The following is a 22,962-nucleotide window of genomic DNA, read 5'->3' as shown; positions in this document are numbered from 1 at the left end:
CTATATTCTATTTTGTTCTAATTGCTTATATTCTAGCATTTGTTTTAGTATTTTATGTTCGGGATCAAGTAAATCTGGATCATCATTAACTAATTTTCTTGCGATTTTTTGAGCTACAACCAAGGTATTATAATTGTTAACTACATCTCCCACGCGAAATTCAGGTAATCCAGATTGTGCTTTACCAAACAAGTCACCTTCACCACGCATTTTTAAATCTTCTTCAGCTAATTTAAAGCCATCATTAGTAGCAGAAATAATCTTCATTCTTGCCTTACCTGTATCAGTTCTAGGATCCGCAATAAATACACAATAACTCTGTGTTTCTCCACGTCCGATTCTTCCTCGTAACTGATGCAGCTGACTCAACCCAAATCGATCAGCGTTATAAATAATCATCATATTAGCATTAGCCACGTCCACACCAACCTCAATTACACTAGTAGTTACCAAAATATTAATTTCACCGCTAGCAAAAGCTGACATGATTTCATCTTTTTTTACACCAGGCATTTGCCCATGTAGAAGTACAACCTTTTTATCAGGAAAATCATGACTTAGTTTTTCATGCAGTTCTTCTGCATTCTTCAAATCTAAAGTTTCTGAATCCGTAATTAAAGGTGTAACTGCATATATTTGAAAACCTTGATCTAATTGCTCATGCATTCGTTTATAAACATCTTTCATCTGAGAACTTGTTTTCCAAGATGAAATAATCGGTTTTCTACCAGATGGTAAGTGGTGAATTTCAGAAAGTGTCATATCTCCATAAACGGTAAGGGCAAGAGTTCTAGGAATTGGGGTAGCCGTCATAGCCAAAACATCCGGATTATCGCCCTTATTAATTAAAGCCTGTCTTTGTCCCACACCAAATCTATGTTGTTCATCAATGATAACTAAACCCAATTTTTTAAAAATCACATTTTTCTGAATCAATGCATGTGTGCCAATCACCACATTAATAGTTCCATCAGTTAGCTCACGATATATTTCACGCCGTTCTAAAGTTTTAGTATTACTGGTTAAAAGCGCCACTCTTATACCAAATGGGCGTAATAATTCATCGATTTTCTTAAAATGCTGCGTTGCTAAAATTTCTGTAGGTACCATCAAAGCAGCTTGATAACCAGCAGTAATTGCAGCAAAAATCGCATAAACTGCAACAACTGTTTTACCTGATCCCACATCACCTTGAAGCAGCCTTCTCATTTGATTAGATGAATGTAAATCAGCGAAAATTTCATTAACAACATGTTTTTGATCATCAGAAAGTTCAAAGGGTAACGATTTAGTTAGATTAGCAACCTCTTTTAGATCATATTTTTTGGCATAACCTAGTTGATTACCATCTTTTTTAGTCAAAAGTGCTAATTGTAATTCAAAAATAAAAAATTCACGAAAAATCGCACTTCTTTTACCTATTTCTGCGTCATTACTATTTTTGGGATGATGCATTTTGGTAATAATTTCTCGATCATTTAATAAATGATATTCCTGTCTGATTTTCTCTGGGACTATATCATTAACTTGATCTAAAAATTCTTCAATTGCTAAATCAATCAGGCTAACTAGCTTTTTTTGCTTTATGTGACGGTTAACCGGATAAATTGGTGCCATACCACTATCATTTTCTTTTGCTGCTACAAATTTAAAAGCAGAGAGACTTTGACGAGCTACATTATACTTGCCGTAAATTGCAATTTCTTGACCAATTTCAATCTTGTTTTTTAACCATGGTTGATTAAAAAAATTGACCATGATTACCTCATGGTCAATTCTCATTTTGAAGCTTAGTCGACTTTTCTTATAACCAAAACGACTAACGAAAGGTTCAGTTGCTACTATTCCTTTTAATACTACCTTTTGACCATCCATGATTTGATCTAACGGTAATGTCTGAAGTTCATCATATCGAAAAGGAAAGTAAAAAAGCAAATCATAAATGCTATATATACCTAAGCTTCCAAGATCAGCTGCAGTCTTTGTCCCTACACCTTTTAAATCCGTTACAGGAGCAAACAATGCATTATTTATCATATTTTTATTCAACAGATACTAAGAAATGATATACAGGTTGACCACCATCATGAATTTCAAATTCAAAATCATCATGCTTTTCCTCAAGACGAGCAACCACTTCTTGTGCTTCTTCTTCACTAGAATCACGGCCATACATAATAGTAATGATTTCAGAATCTTCGTCAATCATCTTTTCGATCATTTCAGTAGTAGTATCGATTAAATCAGCATTATCGACCTCAATCTTACCATCGACAATACCAAGGTAATCATTTTTATGAATCTCAACATCATCAATTTCAGTATCACGAGTAGCTTGGGTTACTTCGCCTGAAACAACAGTATCAAGATCTTCTGACATTGCCTCAACATTTTCTTCAACAGATGCATCTGGATCAAATGAGAGCATAGCAGTTAGGCCTTGTGAGATAGTCTTACTTGGTACAATACCAACTGGAATGTCACTAACTTCTGCAGCTTGTTTTGCAGCCATTACAATATTACCGTTATTTGGCAATACAATTGCCTTTTTAGCTCCGGACTTTTTAATTGCATCAATAAAGTCTTGAGTAGATGGGTTCATTGTTTGACCACCTGAAATAATTCGGTTTACGCCTTCGCTTTCAAACAACTTGCGGATACCATTACCTGAAGCAACAGCGATTATTGCAAAGTCAACATTTTCTTGTTGTTCTTCATCTTGATCAACAATACTTTCATGTTGAATTCTCATATTATCAATCTTAATCTTACCTAATTGACCAAATTGACTACCATATTGGAAAACATCACCTGGATGTTCTGTGTGAACGTGAACCTTAGCAATTTCACCATCTGAAACTGCAAGAAGTGAGTCACCTAAGCCGGATAAATGCTTTCTAAATTCTTCAAGATCGAATTCTTTTTTATTAGGAACATCAGCATTTAAGTCAACCATAATTTCGGTACAATAGCCGTTCTTAATGTCTTGAGTAGCTAATTGACTTTGGACAGATGATTGGTGGTGCATTGCATTAATCATCTCATCCATCTCGTTTTCGTCTGGTTGATATTGATCTGCGAAGTTTTCACCTAATAAGCCTTCCAAAAAGCCTTCATAAATAAATACAAGACCTTGTCCACCTGAATCAACTACACCTACCTGCTTCAATACTGGAAGTAAATCAGGAGTAGATTTAAGTGCCTTTTTAGCGCCTTCTACTACAGCTTTCATTACTTCAGTAACATCATCAGTATCGTTAGCCTTAGATGTACCTTCTTGTGCAGCAACACGAGCTACTGTCAAAATTGTACCTTCTACAGGTTTCATAACAGCTTTATATGCAGTTGCAACACCATTTGAAAAAGCATTGGCCAATTCTGGAGCTGTTAATGTTTTCATACCTTGAGTTGCTTTATAAAAGCCACGGAACAATTGTGAAGTAATAACACCACTATTACCGCGTGCTCCCATTAACATCCCTTTAGCCAAGCTTTCAGTTAAATCGCCAACACTAGTGCTAGGATTTTCAGAAACAGCTTTGGCACCACTTTCAATAGTTAAATTCATATTGGTACCAGTATCACCATCTGGAACAGGAAAAACATTTAAAGAATTAACAAATTCTGCATTTTTACCCATTCTATGAGTGGCAACACGTACCATATCTCTAAATTGTTTACTATCTATTTCATTTATAACCACTATTTAAAACCTCCGCTTGCGTTATTCGTCAAGTACCTTAACACTTTGAACGATTACATTAACGGCTTTAGTATTAATTCCCAATTGATTAGAAAGGTTAAATTTTACGCTGTCCTGTACGTTCTTACTTACTTCAGAAATCTTAAGTCCATAGCCTACAATAATGTACACGTCAACAGTAATTTCATTGTCTTCTGACTTGACAACAACACCGCGCTTATAATTGGCACGATTAAGAATCCCGTCAAAACCATCACGAATAGCATTTTTAGAAGCCATTCCTACAACGCCATAGTTAGACGTAGCTGCACCACCAACAACAGTTGCGATTACACCGTTTGAAATATCAATCAAACCATCTTTTGTCTTGATCTTAACAGCCATCTTTATCCTCCGTTTTATTATCTATATATACGTTTATTATTTTATCATAGTAGAGACATAATCAATAAGCAAAATACGTACTAAAAAAATCCTTTTAATATTGAATTGATCCAAAACATATGATAACCTAATTAAGTATGACACCATATATAAAGGAGGTTTAGCAAATGGCAAAAGATTACGTAACAGGTAAGAAAACTACTTTCGGTAACAAACGTTCACACTCATTGAACCCAACTCGTCGTGCTTGGAAGCCAAACCTTCAAAAAGTTCGCATTCTTGTTGACGGTAAGCCAAAGCGCGTTTGGGTTTCAACCAAGGCTTTGAAGTCTGGTAAAGTTACTCGTGTGTAATAACCAAAAAGTCTATCAGATCTAGTATCTGACAGGCTTATTTTTTTACCTTAAAACTCCATTAGATAATAAAAAATGTTCTCGGATTATTAATCCAAGAACATTTTTATTTATTTCATAATATTATGATGTTTGTCATCATCAGGAATTTCTTCTGCCATTCTTTCATCAATTGGTGTATAAGCATATTCAGTGATCATTTCACCAAGCTTAGTTGGTAAGCCTAAATCTTGATAAGTAACATTTCTAGCCAAACCATTGATTGTAGCAACTTCCTTGTTCTTCTTCTTATCGAAGATATGAACATGATTTTTATGCAGATAGTCTTCAACATTTTGCTTAGCACGATCAAGTCGTGCTTCATAACGACCATTTTCAAAATCAGCAACGTCTTTCTCAAAATCAGTGTATTTCATAAATATTTCCTCATTTCTTTTTCTCTACACCTATTTTTACACTTTTTTATAAATTATGAAAGCGATTAATATCTTTAGAATAAATTGCTGCAATCATTCCTTTTTTTAATGATATTTCAAAATAATCGCTATTAGGTAAAAATTCATTTGAAGAAAAAACTCGAGGATATGTACTTGAATAATCATTTAAATCATATCTCGCACCACTTATATTAAAGTCTTCAGTTTCTGACAATGTAGCAAAACCAATGTACGGATAATCTGGCTTTTTTTTAATTATATGGACGCCAGGGTTAAAAAACACAATACTATTTTGTTTATCAATTATTTCAACTCTTTGAGCAAATTGATTAATCGAAGGATTTAACCACATTAATAAATTAATTAAAAAGTGATCTATTCTTCCACCACTGGCACCTAAAATTATTAATTTATCTGCTAGATAGTCTTTAAAGACCGTTTGCACCATTATTTCAGAATCAGTCCAGTCTTTTATCGGATTAGAATATCTAATGTCCTTAACTGTCTTTTCAATTCGAGATAAATCTTTAGCTTGAAGCGAATCAAAATCACCTATAGCTACATCGGGGATAATACCTAATTCTTCTAAAAACAACGCACCACGATCAACGCCAAAAATCAAATCATTATTCTGCTTAGCTTCAGTTAACTGCTTTTTTATATCATGTAGCCACAAATCAGTTGGCCCACCTACTAATGCATATGCTTTCATCACTTAAGAATATCTTCTAATTTATGAACTTGATTGGCTATATTACCAGCCTTATACAAATATGACCCTACTACAAATACATTTGCTCCAGCGTCTTTAGCAATTTTGATTGTTTGATTGTTAATACCACCGTCTACTTCAATATCAATATCTGGACCTACTAATTCTCTTACTTCCTTAATTTTTTGAGCAGAATTAGCTATAAACTCTTGGCCGCCAAACCCAGGATAAACTGTCATTACTAATACTTGATTAAGTTTTGACACATATTTAGTAACTACATCACTAGGCGTATCTGGATTAAGTGCTAAGCCTGTATTTACACCATTAGAAATTAAATAATCTAACCAATAGTCTAGCTTATCTTCATCCATTGCCTCATAGTGTAGCTCAATTAAATCAGCGCCTGCGTTAACAAAGGCTGGTACCAGGTCATCTGGACTATCACTCATCAAATGAATTTCTGCATCTGTCATTGGAAATTCACGTTTAAAGTCTTCAACTAATTGTGGACCAAAAGATAAGTTAGGTACAAAGTGACCATCCATAATATCAATATGAAAGCGATTTATACCAGCTGCAATAGCCTCTTTTATATCAGTTTCTAAATTCAAGTTATCTGCATTTAAAATTGATGGTGCAATAATCATATTTTTTCCTCTATTTTAAATATTCTGGCATTCGTCCTTCATTAATTTCTGTTCGCATTGCTAAATAGTCATCATAACGACTATGGAGGATCTTACCCTCTTCGAGTAATTTCTTAACCTCACAACCTGGTTCTTTGATGTGCTGACATCCCCGAAATTTACATTTTTTGCTAGCCCGTTTAAATTCAATGAAATAATTGCACAATTCATTCAATTTAATCGGGGTCAAATCAATTGATGAAAATCCCGGTGTATCTGCAAGAAATCCATGTCCCAATTTAAAGAGCTCAACTTTTCGAGTAGTGTGCTTACCCCGATTTAAACTCGTTGAAATTGCACCAGTTGTCTGATTTGCATCCTTTTTCAAATGGTTAAGTAATGTAGATTTACCAGCACCCGATTGTCCAGCTAAAGTCCAAATTTGATTGTCTTTTATCATATCACCAATTTTTTCTTCCAAATGATGATAATCAATAAATACGGGATAACCAATTTTTTGATAATAATCTAATGATTCTTTTATCTCATTTAATCTCTGTTCACTAATCAAATCCGCTTTAGATAAATAAATAGTAACATTTACTTTTTGCCAAGAAAAAAAGGTCAAAAAACGATCGAGTAATTCTAACGAAAAATCAGGTTCAACTGCAGAAATTACTAGCAATACATGACTCACATTCGCTACAGCTGGCCGACCAATCCTATTTATACGTGGTAAGATCTCAACCAAATAGCTCATGCCTTTATCGTCTATTTGAATTTCTACACGATCTCCTACTGCAGGCTTTTGCTTTTTCTGACGAAAAACGCCACGAGCACGCGTTCTCACGATACCCGTAGCAGTTTCAACATCATAATAACCAGCAATTAAACCAACAACAGTTCCTTGTGCTAGTTTCATTTTATTTTGTCACCTTTTCATTCAAAATCGTATCACCATTACGAACTACTCTTAATTCGCCATTTCCATTCTTAAGAGAAAATGGAATTGAAAAGCTCATATCACGTTTAATATATAGGTCTCGATAAATATTACTCAAAGAATGATCATCATCCTTAATATAAATTTGAACGTGATCTCCTTTGCTTTCGCTTACTTCACTTGAAGTCTCGCTACTATTTTCTTTCTCATTATCAGTTTTTTCACCTTTATTAAGGTTATCACCTACATAATTAACTGTAAATGTCTTAGTAATTGTAGTATCTTTTTCTTCTTTAGGGCCTTTAGAGACCTTAATTGTAACTGTTGAGCCTTTATCAACCTTAGTATCAGGACCTGGATCCATTGAGATTACCAGTCCTTTTTCAACATCATCTGAATACTCTTGATTAATTTGCAAAGTTAGATTATTTTCTTTTGCATAATCTTGCGCACTCTTTAATGAGTAGTTACGCAAATCTTTTAAGGTTACAGTATTATTCTTAGGACGTGCACTCTTACCTTTAGATACTACTAAAGTAATACTAGTTTGAGTTGGTTTCACTTCAACATCGGCTGCAATACTTTGAGAAATAATATCATTAGGTGGAACCTTATTGGAATATTGATCTTCCCTTATAACATCAAAACCCATATTTTCTAATTTTTCTGCAGCTTCATCATATCTATCACCAACAACATCTGGCACTTTTACCATACTTGAGCCGCTTGAAACAATTAGATTAACTGAATTTCCTTTGTTTACGCTATTGCCAGCAGTAGGTCTTGTGGCTATTACATAGCCTTTTTTAACATCGTCTGATTGTCGTCTAATAATTCGTCCAACTTGTAATCCAGCAGCCTTCAATCTGTTTTCGGCTTCTTTTTCAGCTACGTTAGTGACATCTGGAATGTTAACCTGTGTTGGTTTATTGCTGTTACCACTCAAAGCAAAAATCATAATAAATATGATTAATCCAGCCGCAATGATAGAGAAAATCCACCACCATTTATGCTTTTTAACATTTTGCCAAAAGCTCGTTTTATCTTCTTTCTCACTTGAAACTACTTCTTCTTTTTCTGTTTCCGGAGCAGGATCTTTTTGCGGTTTAAAACCTGGTAATACAATAGTTTTATCATCATTATTACCATGAGTTGGAACAAATACGGGCTCATCTGCTCTTGCAGGATCTAAGCTGCTATCAAGATCAGCCTTCATTGCTTGCGCAGATGGATATCGATCTCGTGGATCTTTAGCTGTAGCCTTTAAAACCACATTTTCTAATGCCTGTGGTACACTTCTATCTTTTTTTCTAATAGAGGGTATTGGCTCTTGCGCATGCTTTAATGCAATTGAAACAGGTGTATCACCATTAAATGGTACTGTTCCCGTAATCAATTCATATAAAATAATCCCCAAAGAATATATATCTGATTGCCTAGTTACTAATCCGCCACGTGTTTGTTCTGGTGACATATAATGAACAGAGCCCATCACAGAATTAGTTTGAGTAATAGAACTCTGATTAAGTGCTACAGCAATACCAAAATCCGCAATTTTAATATTGCCTCTTTTATCCATTAAAATATTTTGCGGCTTTAAATCACGATGAATTACATTGTGCTTGTGAGCAAGAGCTACGGCACTCAAAATCTGGTCCATAATTTGAATTACTTCACGTAAATCTAATGGAGAATTCTCACGAATATAATCTTTTAAATCCGGACCATCAACATATTCCATCACCATATAAGGCAAACCATGATCTGTTCCTACATCAAGAACAGAAACAATATTAGGATGACTTAATTCACTAGTAGCTAAAGCTTCTCTTTGAAAACGAGCTTGCGTTTGAGATTCATTTTGTAAATCCAGTCGTAGTATTTTCACAGCAACTTTACGTTGCAAAATAATATCTTCAGCTAGATAAACATTCGCCATCCCGCCTTCACCCAGTGTATCAATGATGCGATAGCGCTCACCAAGCAGATAACCTTTATCGATCACTGCTCTTGTCCTCCTTGTTCCAAATTAGGCAGACGGTAATATTATCACCACCGCCCAATCGATTAGCTTCGCTAATTAACTTATTACAACGTTCTTTTAAACTAAGCTCTTTAGTGGCCAAAATTTGTTGAATTTGCGGATCATTAAGTGAGTTAGTTAATCCATCTGTACAAAGTAAGATAATATCATTTTCACCTAATTTTATTTCATCAAATTCAGGGTCAATTGTACTCGAAACACCCAGAGCTTGTGTAATTATGTTTTTTTGAGGATGATGCTTAGCTTGTTCTCTAGTAATTTGTCGCATTTTGACTAATTCATTGACTAATGAATGATCTTCAGTTAATTGGACGAATTTCCCCTCAGAATAATTATACGCACGAGAATCACCTAAATGTGCAATCAAAGCTGTATCCGCAAAAGCAAAAGCCAATACAATTGTAGTACCCATTCCATTTAAATCAGGGAACTTATCAGCTGTTTTTAAAATAGTTTCATTTTCAGACTTTAATTGTACTTCTAGCCATTTTTGTGCAAGATCAGCATTAGTGAAATCCGTCATCTTAAAATTATGCCCTAAATGCGTCACTGCCATTGTTGAAGCAACGTCACCACCTTGATGACCACCCATACCGTCACAAACGATTGCTAGGGTAATATCTGCATGATTTTTAAAAACTTGTACAAAATCTTGATTGCTCTTTCGTACCTTACCGATACTTGAAGCATATGCTGTTTCAATCAAAAATCTAACCTCGTAACTTAAATTTTGCAATGAAAAATCCATCATTTCCATCTTGATCAGGCATTATCTTTAACATTCCTGTTTTCGATTCTAACTTACTTAATTTAAAAGGCTTTAATTCAAAATTAGAATGTGTTTGTAAAAACTTTTTAACCACATCTTCATTTTCTTCCATTGAAATTGAACAAGTGGAATAAACTAATTCACCATTTACATGTAAAAGTAAACTAACAGAATCTAAAATTGCCAATTGGATTTTTTGCAAATTTTTTAAATCTTTTAAACTTTTAGTATAACGAATTTCTGGTTTGCGTCTAAGCAATCCAAGACCAGAACAAGGAGCATCAACTAAAATCTTGGTAAACTCACCAGCATCAAACCTAGCTTGAGCCTCACGCGCATCACAGGCTTGTGTTTTAACTTTATCGGATACGTGCATCCGCTTAGCATTTTCTTTTACTAAACGTAACTTCTTTTCATGAATATCCAGCGCAGTAACCGTTCCATTCTTAAAGCTCTCAGCCAATTGGACTGTTTTACCACCTGGTGCACTGCATGCATCCAAAACATGTTCTGGTTTATCTTTATCAAAATCAAAAGCTTCTACAACTAAGCTAGCCGCTTCATCTTGAATTGTCAAATTCCCACTCTTAAATAAGTTGCTTTGACTAACACCACCATGATCTAAAACTATATCATTAGCAGATAAGTTAGACCAATTAGGATTAAAGCCCTCATTATCTAATTCTTCAAATACTTTCTTTTTGTCACTAAACATAGAGATACGTACACTATTTTTAGCAGGTTCATTAATACTACTTAAGACAGACTTAGTTTTTTCAATGCCCCAGTTAGAAATCAAGTATTTGACTAACCATTCTGGCACGCTTTCTTTTATGCTTAAATATTCAATTTCATTATTTTTATCCGGTAAAATCACGCCTCGTCTAATAAAAGAACGCAAAATACCGTTTACTATTCGATAGCCTGAAGAATGATGCTTACCAAATTTTTTAGCTAATTTATTTGCTTCATCTAAGATAGCACGATTAGGAACCTTATCTAAGAAAATAATTTGATAAAGCGACATCAACAATAGTGGTTTAATGTACTTCTCTGTGAGCTTAGTTTTAATTAAACCATTTAATTGATATTCTAAAAAAATTCGATATTGGATTGTCCCATAAACTATTCTTGTAGCCAAATTTTGATCAGCAATTGCGAGATCAGAATTTTTAAGACTATTATTTAAACTAATATTAGAATACGATCCATTTCCTAAAACTTTAATTAAAGTTTCTAAACTAATTGCACGGGCACTTTTACTTGTCGACAATTTCTTCACCTGTGACAAACTTACTACCTTGACCATTTAAGAAGTTCTTAATATTCATTCTCTTTTTACCACTTGGTTGTACTTCTAATAAGTTCAAAACTGTATTATCAGCGAAACTAATTGCAAAACGCCCTTTATTAGCAACCACAGTACCAGCTTCTAAACTTGAAGAATCGCTAGCAACTTCAGCCTCCCATACTTTGAATCTTTGACCATTAATCATTAAATAAGCACCTGGATCTGGATTCAAAGCACGAATCATATTATTTGCTTGTTCAGCGGTCATATCAATACTTAAACGTTCTTGTTCTTTAGTAATATTTGGTGAAAAGACTACTTTATCAGGATCTTGTGGAGTCTTTTTAACACTTCCATCAATGATTGAAGGTAAAGTTTTAAGTAATAAATCTCTACCAAGAATTGATAATTTGCTAAATAAGGTTCCAGCATTATCTTCTGGTTCAATTTTGATTGCCTCTTGAGCGTAGATATCACCCGCATCCATTTTCTTAACCATTTCCATAATAGTGATACCAGTTTCTTTGTCGCCATTAATTAACGAATATTGGATTGGTGCCCCACCACGATATTTAGGTAAAAGTGAACCATGGACATTAACGGCCGCAATATTAACAGACTTCAAAAATTTAGTGGGCAAAAATTGACCATATGCTGCAGTTACAATTAAATCTGCATGCATATCAATCAATTGATTCATCTCTTCTGATCCTGATAATTTAACGGGTTGAAGAACTGGTAAATCATGCTTTTCAGCAGCAATCTTAGCTGGAGTCTTGGCAATTTTTTGCTTACGACCAACTTTTTTATCTGGTTGTGTAACAACAGCCCTTATTTCATAACCTGCTTCGATCAAACCTTCAAGTACTGGAACAGAAAATTCAGGTGTTCCCATAAATATTACTGATGTCATTTGAGCATCCCCTTACATTATTTTTTCTGGTTCATTATCAATAAATACATTTAAACCATATTTCTTAGCTTCTTGAGCTGAATCTTGAATATGGTGTAATAATTCTTTTATATTTGGTTCTTTTTTATATTTTACCAGCATTTGATAATAATATTGATTTTTTACTCGAGAAATTGCACTTGGTGTTGGACCTAAAATAATCATCTCCTCATGCAAATGTTGTGATAAGTATCGTTTAATCCTAAATGCTTCTCTAGCTGCATTTTGTTCTTTTTTTGCAGCAATTGAAATTAACACTGTAAAAAAGTATGGTGGATAATTTCCTGCATGACGGACATTCATTTCATATCCGTAAAATCGTTCATAATTTTGCGTTTGAGCTAACTGAATTGCATAGTGTTCTGGATTATAAGTTTGAATTAAAACTTCTCCTTCTTTATTAGCCCGGCCAGCCCGACCTGCTACTTGAGTCAATAATTCAAATGTTTTTTCCGATGCATTATAATCTGATAACCACAAGCCAGTATCTGCATTAATTACTCCAACTAAGGTTACATTAGGAAAATCCAAACCTTTAGCAATCATCTGCGTTCCTAATAAAATATCCGCTTCATGGTTACCAAAAGAATCTAATATACGTTTGTAACTACTTTTTTTTCTAGTGGTATCTACATCCATACGCAAAATTCTTGCGCCGGGTAAAAGTTCTTCCAATTCTTCTTGTACTTTTTGCGTACCTGTACCTAAAAATCTAATTTTAGAACTCTGACAATTAGGGCAACGACTAGGAACACGTTCAGTATGCCCACAATAATGACATTGCATGCTATTAGTATCCTTATGTAAATTTAATGAGACATCACAATTAGGACATTTTAATACAAAGCCACATTCTCTACATAGCATAAAATTAGCAAAGCCACGTCTATTGAGCATCAAAATGACTTGCTCTTTATTATCCAAACGCTTCTTAATCGCATCAACTAAATTAACTGATAGATCAAATTGACCACCTGCAAATTGAACATGCTTCAAATCAATTAAGTTTACTTTAGGCAATTTTTTATTATTTGCTCTTTTAGTTAAACGCAATAATTTATATACATTTTTCTGAGCCCGAGCACGACTTCCTAAAGATGGTGTTGCACTCCCTAAAACCAATGGACAATGATGATACTTACTACGCCAAATCGCTACATCACGAGCATTATAACGCGGATCGGTTTCCTGCTTATATGAAGATTCATGTTCTTCATCAATTACAATTAAGCCGATATTATCTAATGGTGCAAATACTGCACTTCTAGCACCTACTACTACCCTAGTTTCACCACGACGAATTCTACGCCATTCATCATACTTTTCGCCTTCAGAAAGTGCACTGTGCAATACTGCAACGGCTTGACCAAATCTTGATTTTACTTGGCGAACCATTTGCGGTGTTAAAGATATTTCTGGAACAAGCATTAAGGCATTACGCCCTTGTTCTAATGCTTTACTGATGGCATGTAAATATACTTCAGTTTTTCCACTACCTGTAATTCCTTCTAATAAGAACGTTTCAGCTTTTCTTTTATCAATCGCTGCTGTTATTTGATTCAAAGCAAATTGTTGTTCATCATTTAATTTAACAGGAGCACTTTTTTTATTGTCTTTAAATCCTGATAAAGGATCTCGATAAACTTCAACTTCTTTTCGTTTTAGCCACCCACGTTTAACAGCTGTATTTAAGACAGAAGCAGTTAAACCTAATTTTTTTTCAAAATCTTTTTGATTCTTAGGATATGAAGCTTCATTTTCAATAATATCCATTAAGAGCTGTTTTTGCTTAACTGCATTCTGTCTTAAAGTATTATAAATTTTGGTATACTCTTCAGATTCTAACACTAATTCATATTGATTCTCTTTTTTCTTCTTAGCTTTATTTTCAACGACATATTCAATCTTAGCATCACCATCTCTAAGCAATTTACGAATCTTTTTAATATCCTTAAGATCCGTTATTTTGTTTAAATCGATTGGATCTCCTTGAAAAAATTGCATCTTCTCAGCTTGAGCATTTGCAGGAACCAACAACTTGCGATAATTGGCTCTCATTACCCACGGAAGCATTGCTTGTAAAATTTTAATTCTATATGAATAAATATTTTCAGCTAAATCAGCAGACAAAGTCACCAATTCAGGAGTCAATGGTGGCATTTCATCTACTACTACCAATAAATCTTTTAGTTGCCCTTTAAATTCACTATCTTCACTTAATCCAACAACGAATCCTTGAATTTTTCTAGGACCAAACGGTACCACTACACGTGAGCCGACTTTAATATCTTTTTCTAATTCTACTGGAATATGATATTCAAATATGCGATCTGTTTGTTTCGCTGCAACGTCAACAACAACCTTAGCAATCATTTAATCACCTGTAAAAAAGACCTCCACCCATTAGGATGAAGGTCAATAAATTAATCTTCGAGATTAACCTCGGCATGAGCTGGGTCAACTGTAACTTTACCAGCGGCAATTTCCTCAAGAGCTTTGCCAACTGCTTTATCACATTTGAAGTGTTCTAATGTTGGTGGGTCACCTGCTTCAAGTTCATGTGCTCTTTTAGCAGCAAGAACAGATAATGAATAACGTGAATCAACACGTGACAATAATTTATCAATAGATGGGTAAGTAATTCTCATAATTAATCCTCCTCGACCATTTTACGATAGTCATCAATTACACGCTTAACACTGACATGTTCTGCATCAACAATTGCCTTAATATGGTCTACTGCATTAGCAACCGTATCATTTACTACTGCATAGTCATAGTCTTCCATTTCCAGAATTTCATTTCTGGCTTGCTTAATACGTCCCCGAATTACATCTTCTGATTCAGTACCACGATGTTCAAGACGTAAATGCAATGTGTGAAGATCAGGTGGGGTTAAAAAGATAAATACCCCATCCGGCATCTTCTCACGAACTTTTTGTGCACCATTAACATCAATTTCAAGTAAAACGTCCTTGCCCTCATGCAACATTTCTTTTACGGGACCAAGGGGCGTACCGTAATAATGGCCAACATAATTATTATATTCTAATAATTCACCATTATTAATAGCTTCTTTAAAACGCCCTTCACTAACAAAGTAATAGTCTTTACCATTAACTTCACCTGGACGAGGTTTACGAGTTGTCATTGAAACTGAATGTTCAAACGGAAAGACTTTGTTTTCGACTATAGCGCTTTTGACAGTCCCTTTACCGACTCCTGAGGGACCGGAAAGCACGAGTAATAAACCTTTATCTGCCATGCTGAACTCCTCTTAGTAACTTAATATATCTAGTTTGCACTAAAATTAGCTATTTTTCAAGTTTTCACGTTCTATATTAGTCATGACAAACGCTTACTTTATAAAAATAATTAATCAACTTTTATAAAGGTTTCGCAAACAACTTCAGTATCTTCAGTAAAATCTTTTCCTGCTTCTTTGCATTCCCAAGTAAAGAATTTTTTATGTACTTTATACCAATATTCGTAACTGCGATCTCCTTCACCTTCTAAATAGGCGTGTTCAGCACTTACATTTTTAAAGGGCATTATTTCAACGGTTTTATTTTGAATTACACAAACCGGTTCATTTTTGCCATTTAAAACTATTGAATACATCCCTACTGTAGGCACATCTTCATTATGATCATATACACTAGTAGTAGCTGTTTTAATTTTTCGATTAATTAAATCACTTAATATATCAGCATCTTGACTATTAGCGCCATATGCATAAGCGCCTTCTAAAGCATTAGGACTAATGTGATGTTTTTGACAAAAATCGATCCAAAATTTATTAATACTATTCATCTTTTATACTTTTAATTAAATCCGCAGCATTCTTTTTGGCTGCATCAGTTACATTTTGTCCAGCCATCATCTGAGCAATAGCTGTTATGGTTTCTTCTTTACTCAAAGGTCCAATCTGAGTAAATGTAGCACCATCTTTAACTTTTTTAGCTACTAAATAGCGTTGGTCACCAGCTGCTGCAACTTGAGGTGAATGAGTAATTGCAATTACCTGTTTATTATGTCCTATAGCATGCATTTTCTTTCCTATGGCAGCTGAAACACGTCCTGATACACCAGTGTCAATTTCATCAAAAATCATAGTACCAACTGGTTCAACTCGACTAAAAATAGATTTAAGAGCAAGAATCAATCTTGATTGCTCACCACCAGAAACTATCTTTACCAATGGCATCAAATCTTCACCAGGGTTAGGAGCTATTAAAAAGACAATTGAATCTGTTCCTTTTTCAGTAAAAGTTTTAGTTTCTTCAAAATTAATTGAAAATCTTGCCTTTTCCATATACAAATCAGCTAATTCTTGCTTTATTTGTTCCTCTAAAGAATGTGCTACCCGCTCACGGGTTAGATGTAGTTCACGCGCTTTCCTAGACATCTTTTCTTCTAACTCTGCAACTTCGCCTTGAAGTTTTTCTTCATCAAGACCACCAGTTTCAAACTGACTTAATTCCCTCTTTACTTTATCGTAAAATGTAAAAACATCTTTTAGAGTTGGACCGTACTTTTTCTTTAATGAATTCAAAGTATCTAATCGATTGGTAACATATTGAAATCTTTCTTCATCAAAGTCCATTTGATCCATTAAATTAGATAATTCACTTCGTGCATCATTTAACGCATATACACCGTCATCAACAGTTTTAGCAAAATCCTTAAACTTTGAGCCAAATTCCGTTAAATCTGTTGCAGCATTTTGGGCATCACCCAGCAAAGTCGCAATTCCATGTTCATCATCATCATAAAGCTGCATAAAATAACTAGCTGTATCTGCAATTTTCTGGAAATTATTCAGCTCATTATATTCTTCTTCTAGCTTTTCATCTTCTTGCGGGTCCTCTAAATCAGCTGCTTCCAATTCGTTATTTTGAAACTGTAAAATATCTTGTTTTTGGGCAAGTTCTTGTGCATCTTGACGCAAATGCCGTAATTGATTAGTCAACTTTTGCCATTTATCAAAATCAGCCTGATATTCTTCTAAGTCTTCTTTAAACTTAGCTGGAGCATAATTATCTACCAAATCGATTTGCCGATCTTGATTCATCAAAACTTGCTGATCATGCTGACCATGAATATCTACTAAATAATTTCCAAGTTCACGCAACACATTAATTGTAGTAAGTTGTCCATTAATTCGTACTATATTTCTACCTTTAACTGCCAACTCTCGGCTAATAACCAATTGATCATCATCATGAGGTAAACCATATTGATCACAAAGTCGTGCTATTTCTTCTTTTTGATTATCTAATTCAAATAAGCCTGTAATTACTGCCTTTTTTTCTCCTGAACGAACCATTTCTTTTTGACCACGTCCACCCATTAAAAGAGAAACAGCATCAATAATAATCGATTTACCTGCACCCGTTTCTCCGATAATTACAGTCATTCTTTCTTGAAAGCGAACCTTCAAACTTTTGATAATAGCAAAATTTTGGATATCTAGTTCGACTAACATATCTTCACTCCTAAAGACCGTTTACGGCACGTTCAACAATCTCCTCTGGTTTACCTTGCCACAAATTGCGGCTACCATTTGCTTCATCTTTTTGTAAATGAATCAAAAACTCAATATTACCTTTGCCGCCCTTAATTGGAGAATAATCGACACCTAAAACATTAAAGCCGATTTTCAAAGCTTCTTGCATAGTATGCTCAATTACTTGCTTATGCACTTCATGATCATGAACAATTCCATGCTTACCTACATTTTCTGGACCTGCTTCAAATTGGGGCTTAATCAAACAAACTGCATCACATTGATCTTTTAAGATTGCATACATTGGTGGCATGATTAAATCAAGTGAAATAAATGATACATCTGTCATTGCAAAATCTGGCAATCCTTGATCGAAATCTTCAGGCTTGGAATAACGAAAATTCTGTTTTTCCATTACTACTACACGCGGATCATCCCGAAGCTGCCAAGCCAATTGATTATAACCAACATCTAAGGCATAAACCATCTTAGCACCATTTTGCAAAGCTACATCAGTAAATCCACCGGTTGATGCACCAATATCTAAACAAATTTTATCTTTTAGATTAATGTTAAATACCTTCAAAGCTTTTTCTAATTTAAAGCCGCCTCGAGAAACATATTTTTTGCCATCATCTTTCACATAGAACTTTTCATCTTCAGGAAACTTGGTCCCGCTTTTGTCTATTCTTTGATGATTATGATCAGAAACAAGTCCTGCCATAATTGCTCTTTGTGCAGCAGATCTAGAATGAAAAATTCCTTGCTCTGCTAATAAAACGTCTGCTCTTTGTTTTGCCATTTATAACACCTTATGATATAGATCTAAAAAACCAAGCAATACTTCATTATTGATTCCATGTAAATCAGCTTTAGCCTGACTAATCAAATCTTTAAGTTCTTTGCGACTTTTTTCTATTCCAAGTAAAGTCAGCGTATTATTTTTGCCCTCTTCTTCATCTTTATGTGTTGCTTTACCAGCTTCTTCGCTTGTTTCAACAACATCAACCAGATCATCATATATTTGATATGAACGACCAAAAGTTTTAGCAAAATCAACTAATTTAACTTGTTCAATATCACTAGCTTTGGCATAAACTGCGGCCATTTCTACACTTGCTTGAATTAAACAGCCGGTTTTTAACCATTCCATCTTATTGATGAACTTTTCATCATCAGCAACACTAGCATTATTAGTTGAATCAATATCCAAATATTGACCGCCAACCATACCGTTAGCTCCAATAGCTTTAGTGATCATAATAACTAACTCTGAAGAATTGCTGCCTTCTGCAATCCATTGAACTCCAAGTGGTAATAAAGCATCCCCAGCCAAAATCGCCTCTGCTTCACCCCATTTTTTATGGCTAGTTAACTTGCCACGGCGATAATCATCATTATCCATTGCAGGCAAATCATCATGAATCAATGAATATGTGTGAATTAATTCAATACCACAAGCAAGTCTAATTTCAGATTCTTCAATCTTTTTACCTAATGCATTTAAAGTAGCTAAAAAAAGTAAAGGTCTTAAACGTTTCCCTCCTGCCATAACTGAATATGACATTATTTGACTAATTTTTTGATCATCAATTTCTGAAGCTAAATGCTTAGCTAGATAATTGTCAATTACAGGTGTCCATTCATCTTTAAAATAAGTAAAAGCTGTCATAATTATTCCTCTGGAGCCGATGCATTATTTGGATCTAAGTTATGTTCAGTACCGTCACTATCAATTAATTTAGCTACTGTTTGTTCAGCATTGGTTAATTTTTTATCTAGATCACGACTAATTTTTACGCCTTCTTGAAATTCTTTTAAAGCATCTTCTAATGGAACGTTACCATTTTCAAGATTAGTCACGATTTTTTCTAACTCATTCAATTGTTCTTCAAAATTATTTTTCTTCGTTGGCATTTTTTTCTTCCTTTACTTCTACAACTTTTGCCGCAACTTGACCATCTTTAAAGTGAAGATTTAAAGAATCATTTTTATTAACTTGTTTAACGGAACTAATTGTCTTTCCATCACGATCAGTAGTATAAACAAATCCTCGCTCTAATGTTTTTAGTGGACTATAATCATCCAGTTGTTGAACAATCTGCGCGAAAATATTCCTTTTGTCTTTTAAATAATGTTGCATATTATCAGATAAGCGCTTGGCCAAAAAGAGTCTTTGTTGCTTCATTTGATTAATTTGCTTATCTGGATTTACCGCAAATAATCTTTGGTTTAACAAGCGATAATCTTGCTTTGAATGATCTAACTTATTTTGCATACTATTTTGCAAACGCTGCTTTAAACGATCAACTGTTTCTATTTGCTGATCATAAAGTCGTGTAGGTTCTCGCATAATAATAGAATTTTGAATTCGATTAAGTCGATCACGCTTTTGACGAATAATAGTTTGCATACTAGAAAATAGACGACTCTGTAATTGGTGAATCCCAGCTAATTCATCCATTAAATTAGGAGTAGCATATTCTGCTGCAGCAGTTGGTGTAGCAGCGCGCGCATCGGCCACCAAATCACATAATGTAGTATCTGTTTCATGCCCTACTGAAGAAATAACTGGCATTTGCATATTATAAACTTGCCGCACTACTTCTTCTTCGTTAAATGGCCATAGATCCTCAAGAGATCCACCCCCACGTCCGATAATCATTACATCGTATTTATCTCCTTCAGCAGCAATTTGCCGCATTGCTCTTACTAAAGATTCTGCTGCAGTATCACCTTGAACTTGAGCTGGAAACAAATCAATTTCAGCATGTGGGAAACGCCGATTAGCAGTTACCATTATATCGTGAATTACGGCTCCAGATGCACTTGTAACGACAGCAATTCTATCTGGAAAACGAGGTATTTTCTTTTTATGTTCTGGGTTAAATAATCCTTCTTTAGCCAATTTGACCTGAAGTTGCTTTAATTGTTCATACAAAGCACCTAAGCCTGCAGGCTCCATATTTTCTGCATAAAACTGATAAGATCCTTGCGGACCATATACACTTACATAACCAGTAACATAAACCTTCATTCCCTCTTCAGGTTTGAATTTAACTTTATCAAAATAGGAACGGAACATTACTACATTAATTTTTGATTTTTCATCTTTTAATGAAAAATACTGGTGCGAATTACGCCGATAACGAAAATTAGATAATTCCCCTTGCAAAAATACCTTGTGCAAGTACGGATCATTTTTAAATTTTTGCGTAATATAATAATTTAAATCTGTAACCGTTAAATATTTATTCTCGGCCATTTTGTCTCCTAGTTAATTTAACTACTGCTTCCATTAAAAATTGTACTGTAAGAGGACCAACACCGCCAGGGACCGGAGTAATATAACTAGCTTTTTTCTTTACATTTTCAAAATCAACGTCACCAACTAACTTGCCGTTAACATGATTCATACCCACATCAACAACTACTACACCATCTTTTACCATATCTTCTGTCACCAAAAATGCTTGCCCAGTTGCTGAAACAATAATATCTGCATTTCTAGTCAACTCAGCCAAATTTTCAGTCTCAGAATGAGCAATTGTTACAGTGGCATTTTGTTCAAGCATCAGTGCAGCAACGGGTTTACCAACAATATTACTGCGACCAATAACCACTACATTTTTACCTTTTAATAGAATTTTATAATACTTAAGTAATGCAATGATGCCTTCAGCAGTAGCCGGCTCAATAAAATGATTTTCCATCCAAATGCGACCAATATTTGAAGGGGTTAAACCATCAACGTCTTTATTAGGATCAATTCTTTCAAGCAATTCATCTGCATCGATTTGTTCAGGAGCTGGAAGCTGTACCATTACACCATTAATATCAGGATCTTCATTTAACTTATCGATTAAATTCAAGGCAACTTCTTGCTTAGTATCAGCAGGAAGTTGATAAATATCCTGAATAATCCCCATTTTTTCTGCACGTCTTTTTTTAGTACGTACATAAATTTTGCTTGCAGGATCATCACCAATATTTATTACGCAAAAATGTGGCGTTATCCCCTCTTCTTTTAAATCCTTAACTTTTTCTTTAAGTTTTTCTCCTAACAAGTTTGCAACAAATTTACCATCCAAAATTTTTCCCATTAAATTCTCCTTTTTTATTAAAAAAATAGCCGGCAATATGCCGGCTATTAATCGTTAGTCAACCACTCTAGAATAAATTCTAGAATTTGGTAGCTTGAGAGCTTTTGCTGGCAAGAACACCAACTTACTTAGATGATCATCCAAGTATTTTTAATCTGCGGGTTGTCTGCAGATTTTTTGAACTGTCATTTTCACGACAAAAATATTTTCACTACTACTAAATTTGCAGAAGAGAAAATATATTAAAGCTCTATCAGTCTTTAATTAAAAACAAAGATTGATGAGTATTTCTGTTAAACAAAGTTTGCTAACATACCATTAATAAATGGCTTTTCCTTTGGCTCAGCAAATTCGTCACATAAATTCAAAGCTTCATTAACTGCTGCTTTAGGTTCAATTTCATCACTATTTTTAATTTCAAAAAGTGCAATTTCCATAATAGCAACAATAGTTTGACTTACACGTTCAAGACGCCAGCCTTTCTTTAAATGACTAGTTAGTTCAGACTGTAAATCTTCACGATTTTCAAGTACGCCTTCAATCAGTTTCTTAGAATAAGCAGAAAGCTGGTTTAAATTAAGTGTTGCAACGACTTTTGCTTCAACCTCTTCAGCATTTAGATCTGGCTCTTGATTAGCCAAATATACTGCTTGCATAGCAACTTTGCGACTTTCGTGTTGGTTCATTATTTCTCTACTTCATCCTCCGGAAACAGCTCTGAGGTGTTTTCCTCAGTATCTTCTTCATCTTCTGGGAAAATTAAACCTACAACATGAATATTAATTGACTTAAGTTCAAGATCAGTCATTTGTAGTAATTGGGTCTTCAATTTCTTTTGAAGTTCAATCCCAACCTTAGGAACATTTACGCCACTTTCAAGAAAAACGTAAACATCAGCAATTAACTTATTGTCTTCATCGACTTTAACATTGACACCTTTACCATGATCTTCACGGCCAAGTACCCAATTTAGGCCAGACTTTAAGTTACCACGCATTCCTGCGACACCATCAACTTTTTCAGCAGCAATACCCAAAATAACTTCTAGAACACTTGGATCAATTTTAATTTGTTCGCTGTTTTCTTCACCACTTAAGAGAATCTTTGAACTATCTGCCATTTTGTTTACCTCA

Annotated in this window: 24 protein-coding genes; 1 reads left to right on the top strand and 23 read right to left on the bottom strand. The window is 34.4% G+C overall.

What is annotated here, in order from left to right:
• Genes recG through SO785_RS02300 form a run of 3 tightly spaced genes read right to left on the bottom strand, consistent with a single transcriptional unit; the run spans position 1 to position 4,087 of the window.
• Positions 1-2,037, bottom strand: coding sequence for an ATP-dependent DNA helicase RecG (gene recG / locus SO785_RS02310; RefSeq protein WP_011254414.1), 2,037 nt, complete (start codon positions 2,035-2,037; stop codon positions 1-3).
• Positions 2,038-2,041: 4 nt separating this feature from the next.
• The gene (locus tag SO785_RS02305; RefSeq protein ID WP_003547907.1) at positions 2,042-3,703 is read right to left on the bottom strand and encodes a DAK2 domain-containing protein; all 1,662 of its coding nucleotides are present in this window, start codon (positions 3,701-3,703) and stop codon (positions 2,042-2,044) included.
• 21 nt (positions 3,704-3,724) lie between these two features.
• The gene (locus SO785_RS02300; protein WP_003547910.1) at positions 3,725-4,087 is read right to left on the bottom strand and encodes an Asp23/Gls24 family envelope stress response protein; all 363 of its coding nucleotides are present in this window, start codon (positions 4,085-4,087) and stop codon (positions 3,725-3,727) included.
• A gap of 167 nt (positions 4,088-4,254) precedes the next feature.
• Between SO785_RS02300 and rpmB the strand changes: the two genes are divergently transcribed.
• Positions 4,255-4,440, top strand: coding sequence for a 50S ribosomal protein L28 (gene rpmB / locus SO785_RS02295; RefSeq protein ID WP_003547911.1), 186 nt, complete (start codon positions 4,255-4,257; stop codon positions 4,438-4,440).
• Between the two features lie 110 nt (positions 4,441-4,550).
• On the opposite strand, the gene SO785_RS02290 is transcribed toward rpmB, so the two are convergent.
• The 20 genes from SO785_RS02290 to SO785_RS02195 form a co-directional block, all read right to left on the bottom strand.
• A complete protein-coding gene (locus SO785_RS02290; protein WP_003547912.1) occupies positions 4,551-4,856 on the bottom strand; it encodes a hypothetical protein in 306 nt (101 codons plus the stop codon).
• A 46-nt stretch (positions 4,857-4,902) separates the two neighbouring features.
• A complete protein-coding gene (locus tag SO785_RS02285) occupies positions 4,903-5,589 on the bottom strand; it encodes a thiamine diphosphokinase (protein WP_003547913.1) in 687 nt (228 codons plus the stop codon).
• On the bottom strand, positions 5,589-6,239 hold the full coding sequence (rpe, locus tag SO785_RS02280) for a ribulose-phosphate 3-epimerase (RefSeq protein WP_003547914.1): 651 nt from the start codon (positions 6,237-6,239) through the stop codon (positions 5,589-5,591). The genes SO785_RS02285 and rpe overlap by 1 nt, the downstream gene beginning before the upstream one ends.
• A gap of 10 nt (positions 6,240-6,249) precedes the next feature.
• Positions 6,250-7,140 carry a ribosome small subunit-dependent GTPase A gene (gene rsgA / locus SO785_RS02275; RefSeq protein ID WP_003547915.1) on the bottom strand — a complete coding sequence of 297 codons (891 nt, stop codon included), beginning with the start codon at positions 7,138-7,140 and terminating at the stop codon, positions 6,250-6,252.
• A 1-nt stretch (position 7,141) separates the two neighbouring features.
• A complete protein-coding gene (gene pknB, locus SO785_RS02270) occupies positions 7,142-9,166 on the bottom strand; it encodes a Stk1 family PASTA domain-containing Ser/Thr kinase (RefSeq protein ID WP_011254416.1) in 2,025 nt (674 codons plus the stop codon).
• A complete protein-coding gene (locus tag SO785_RS02265) occupies positions 9,156-9,911 on the bottom strand; it encodes a Stp1/IreP family PP2C-type Ser/Thr phosphatase (protein ID WP_011254417.1) in 756 nt (251 codons plus the stop codon). The genes pknB and SO785_RS02265 overlap by 11 nt, the downstream gene beginning before the upstream one ends.
• 4 nt (positions 9,912-9,915) lie before the next feature.
• Positions 9,916-11,283 carry a 16S rRNA (cytosine(967)-C(5))-methyltransferase RsmB gene (gene rsmB, locus SO785_RS02260; RefSeq protein ID WP_011254418.1) on the bottom strand — a complete coding sequence of 456 codons (1,368 nt, stop codon included), beginning with the start codon at positions 11,281-11,283 and terminating at the stop codon, positions 9,916-9,918.
• A complete protein-coding gene (gene fmt / locus SO785_RS02255) occupies positions 11,234-12,178 on the bottom strand; it encodes a methionyl-tRNA formyltransferase (protein WP_003547919.1) in 945 nt (314 codons plus the stop codon). Before fmt ends, rsmB begins: the two co-directional genes overlap by 50 nt.
• A 12-nt stretch (positions 12,179-12,190) precedes the next feature.
• A complete protein-coding gene (gene priA / locus SO785_RS02250) occupies positions 12,191-14,590 on the bottom strand; it encodes a primosomal protein N' (protein WP_021874105.1) in 2,400 nt (799 codons plus the stop codon).
• A gap of 50 nt (positions 14,591-14,640) precedes the next feature.
• Positions 14,641-14,865: a DNA-directed RNA polymerase subunit omega gene (gene rpoZ / locus SO785_RS02245; protein ID WP_003547927.1), complete on the bottom strand. Its 225-nt coding sequence runs from the start codon at positions 14,863-14,865 to the stop codon at positions 14,641-14,643.
• 2 nt (positions 14,866-14,867) lie between these two features.
• The gene (gmk, locus tag SO785_RS02240; protein ID WP_021874106.1) at positions 14,868-15,482 is read right to left on the bottom strand and encodes a guanylate kinase; all 615 of its coding nucleotides are present in this window, start codon (positions 15,480-15,482) and stop codon (positions 14,868-14,870) included.
• A 110-nt stretch (positions 15,483-15,592) separates the two neighbouring features.
• A complete protein-coding gene (locus SO785_RS02235) occupies positions 15,593-16,030 on the bottom strand; it encodes an ASCH domain-containing protein (RefSeq protein WP_003547930.1) in 438 nt (145 codons plus the stop codon).
• Positions 16,023-17,705 carry a DNA repair protein RecN gene (recN, locus tag SO785_RS02230; RefSeq protein ID WP_003547931.1) on the bottom strand — a complete coding sequence of 561 codons (1,683 nt, stop codon included), beginning with the start codon at positions 17,703-17,705 and terminating at the stop codon, positions 16,023-16,025. Before recN ends, SO785_RS02235 begins: the two co-directional genes overlap by 8 nt.
• 10 nt (positions 17,706-17,715) lie before the next feature.
• The gene (locus SO785_RS02225) at positions 17,716-18,528 is read right to left on the bottom strand and encodes a TlyA family rRNA (cytidine-2'-O)-methyltransferase (protein WP_003547933.1); all 813 of its coding nucleotides are present in this window, start codon (positions 18,526-18,528) and stop codon (positions 17,716-17,718) included.
• Positions 18,529-19,398: a polyprenyl synthetase family protein gene (locus SO785_RS02220; RefSeq protein WP_003547935.1), complete on the bottom strand. Its 870-nt coding sequence runs from the start codon at positions 19,396-19,398 to the stop codon at positions 18,529-18,531.
• Between the two features lie 2 nt (positions 19,399-19,400).
• A complete protein-coding gene (locus SO785_RS02215; protein ID WP_003547938.1) occupies positions 19,401-19,643 on the bottom strand; it encodes an exodeoxyribonuclease VII small subunit in 243 nt (80 codons plus the stop codon).
• Positions 19,624-20,991: an exodeoxyribonuclease VII large subunit gene (gene xseA / locus SO785_RS02210; protein ID WP_003547941.1), complete on the bottom strand. Its 1,368-nt coding sequence runs from the start codon at positions 20,989-20,991 to the stop codon at positions 19,624-19,626. The genes SO785_RS02215 and xseA overlap by 20 nt, the downstream gene beginning before the upstream one ends.
• On the bottom strand, positions 20,978-21,829 hold the full coding sequence (locus tag SO785_RS02205; RefSeq protein WP_003547942.1) for a bifunctional methylenetetrahydrofolate dehydrogenase/methenyltetrahydrofolate cyclohydrolase: 852 nt from the start codon (positions 21,827-21,829) through the stop codon (positions 20,978-20,980). Before SO785_RS02205 ends, xseA begins: the two co-directional genes overlap by 14 nt.
• Positions 21,830-22,122: 293 nt before the next feature.
• Positions 22,123-22,515, bottom strand: coding sequence for a transcription antitermination factor NusB (gene nusB, locus SO785_RS02200; protein WP_003547945.1), 393 nt, complete (start codon positions 22,513-22,515; stop codon positions 22,123-22,125).
• Entirely contained in the window at positions 22,515-22,949 is a 435-nt protein-coding gene (locus tag SO785_RS02195) for an Asp23/Gls24 family envelope stress response protein (protein WP_003547946.1), read from the bottom strand. The genes nusB and SO785_RS02195 overlap by 1 nt, the downstream gene beginning before the upstream one ends.
• Between the last annotated feature and the right edge of the window lie 13 nt (positions 22,950-22,962).

The organism is Lactobacillus acidophilus, from assembly GCF_034298135.1.
Lineage (GTDB): Bacteria > Bacillota > Bacilli > Lactobacillales > Lactobacillaceae > Lactobacillus > Lactobacillus acidophilus.
Note: the sequence above shows the minus strand (reverse complement) of the source record. Positions and strands in the feature narration are given on the sequence as shown.

Bases quoted from the DNA above. Each gene is read 5' to 3' on its own strand.
- SO785_RS02220 (WP_003547935.1), bottom strand. From the start codon at position 19,398: ATGACAGCTTTTACTTATTTTAAAGATGAATGGACACCTGTAATTGAC.
- rpe (WP_003547914.1), bottom strand. From the start codon at position 6,239: ATGATTATTGCACCATCAATTTTAAATGCAGATAACTTGAATTTAGAA.
- xseA (WP_003547941.1), bottom strand. From the start codon at position 20,991: ATGGCCGAGAATAAATATTTAACGGTTACAGATTTAAATTATTATATT.
- rsmB (WP_011254418.1), bottom strand. From the start codon at position 11,283: ATGGTCAAGGTAGTAAGTTTGTCACAGGTGAAGAAATTGTCGACAAGT.
- SO785_RS02205 (WP_003547942.1), bottom strand. From the start codon at position 21,829: ATGGGAAAAATTTTGGATGGTAAATTTGTTGCAAACTTGTTAGGAGAA.
- recN (WP_003547931.1), bottom strand. From the start codon at position 17,705: ATGTTAGTCGAACTAGATATCCAAAATTTTGCTATTATCAAAAGTTTG.
- recG (WP_011254414.1), bottom strand. From the start codon at position 2,037: ATGATAAATAATGCATTGTTTGCTCCTGTAACGGATTTAAAAGGTGTA.
- fmt (WP_003547919.1), bottom strand. From the start codon at position 12,178: ATGACATCAGTAATATTTATGGGAACACCTGAATTTTCTGTTCCAGTA.
- SO785_RS02195 (WP_003547946.1), bottom strand. From the start codon at position 22,949: ATGGCAGATAGTTCAAAGATTCTCTTAAGTGGTGAAGAAAACAGCGAA.
- SO785_RS02290 (WP_003547912.1), bottom strand. From the start codon at position 4,856: ATGAAATACACTGATTTTGAGAAAGACGTTGCTGATTTTGAAAATGGT.
- nusB (WP_003547945.1), bottom strand. From the start codon at position 22,515: ATGAACCAACACGAAAGTCGCAAAGTTGCTATGCAAGCAGTATATTTG.
- rpoZ (WP_003547927.1), bottom strand. From the start codon at position 14,865: ATGAGAATTACTTACCCATCTATTGATAAATTATTGTCACGTGTTGAT.
- SO785_RS02285 (WP_003547913.1), bottom strand. From the start codon at position 5,589: ATGAAAGCATATGCATTAGTAGGTGGGCCAACTGATTTGTGGCTACAT.
- rsgA (WP_003547915.1), bottom strand. From the start codon at position 7,140: ATGAAACTAGCACAAGGAACTGTTGTTGGTTTAATTGCTGGTTATTAT.
- SO785_RS02215 (WP_003547938.1), bottom strand. From the start codon at position 19,643: ATGCCAACGAAGAAAAATAATTTTGAAGAACAATTGAATGAGTTAGAA.
- SO785_RS02225 (WP_003547933.1), bottom strand. From the start codon at position 18,528: ATGGCAAAACAAAGAGCAGACGTTTTATTAGCAGAGCAAGGAATTTTT.
- gmk (WP_021874106.1), bottom strand. From the start codon at position 15,482: ATGGCAGATAAAGGTTTATTACTCGTGCTTTCCGGTCCCTCAGGAGTC.
- priA (WP_021874105.1), bottom strand. From the start codon at position 14,590: ATGATTGCTAAGGTTGTTGTTGACGTTGCAGCGAAACAAACAGATCGC.
- SO785_RS02300 (WP_003547910.1), bottom strand. From the start codon at position 4,087: ATGGCTGTTAAGATCAAGACAAAAGATGGTTTGATTGATATTTCAAAC.
- rpmB (WP_003547911.1), top strand. From the start codon at position 4,255: ATGGCAAAAGATTACGTAACAGGTAAGAAAACTACTTTCGGTAACAAA.
- SO785_RS02235 (WP_003547930.1), bottom strand. From the start codon at position 16,030: ATGAATAGTATTAATAAATTTTGGATCGATTTTTGTCAAAAACATCAC.